1 protein-coding gene and 1 pseudogene are annotated in these 874 nt (G+C 63.7%); one reads left to right on the forward strand and one right to left on the reverse strand.

Features of this window, described 5'->3' with window-relative positions:
• A pseudogene (locus tag EN745_RS35335) lies at positions 1-729 on the reverse strand (SPOR domain-containing protein); the annotation flags it as partial.
• Between EN745_RS35335 and EN745_RS36630 the strand changes: the two are divergent.
• Positions 676-874, forward strand: a 199-nt coding sequence (locus EN745_RS36630; RefSeq protein WP_210213791.1) for a hypothetical protein, incomplete at its 3' end; no start/stop codon positions are given. The pseudogene EN745_RS35335 and the gene EN745_RS36630 overlap by 54 nt on opposite strands.

Below are 874 nucleotides of genomic sequence, written 5' to 3' on the forward strand. Positions count from 1 at the left end.
CGGTTCGGCCGCAGCGGCGGCGATCTCGGCAGCAGGTTCTTCAACCTCTCCGGCCGGCGCATCTTCGATATCAAGCTCGAAGACCGCAGGCGCGATCGGCTCGTCCGCAAAGGCGGCGAATTCGGCAGCCGGCTCTTCAACCTCTTCGGTCAGCGCATGCTCGACATCATCTTCGAAGGCTTCCTGCGCGGCAAGGTCTGTGGCATCGCCTTCGACGGCATGTACAGGCTCGACAGGCACTGCGGCAGCCAGCGACTCTTCGGCATCGTCGATGCTAAGCGCGAAATCGTCGTCGAAGGACGCCTGCTCGGCAAGCTCGGAACCGTCTGTGTCGGCGGCATAAGCAGCCTCGGCAGGCTGTTCGACGGTCAGCGGCTCATCGATTTCAGCCGGGTGTTCCGCCTGGGCCTCGACATCCGTGTCGACATCGGCCATCGCCTCGTCGAAGTGACCAGAAAAGTCCTCCTCTGAAATCGCTTGATCGGCAACAGCCTGAACAGGCGCCGGATGTTCGGCAACGGCCGGAGCGACGTGGTCATCAGCGGGCGCATGGTCGTCGAGCGTCAGTTCATCCTCGAGCGACAGGGAAACAGCATTATCGAAATCGTCCTCGAACGCGGTTTCGACCGCCGGCGCTGCAACCTCTGCGGCACGATGGTCGACTGCCTCGACGGCATGATCGCCAAGCTGGAATTCCCGATCGAGCGACGCGGCAAGCTCGTCGTCCATCGGCAGATCGTCGTCGAGCGGAGAGACGTCTTCGAGCGAACTGGCGACCGCCTGGCCGAGATCATCATCGAAGGTCGCTGCGAGCTCAGGCTCCGCATCGACCTGCGGCGCCGCTACAGCGCCTGCCGCGGGCGCGGTGGCGAAA

This window comes from Mesorhizobium sp. M4A.F.Ca.ET.022.05.2.1 (assembly GCF_003998845.1).
GTDB lineage: Bacteria > Pseudomonadota > Alphaproteobacteria > Rhizobiales > Rhizobiaceae > Mesorhizobium.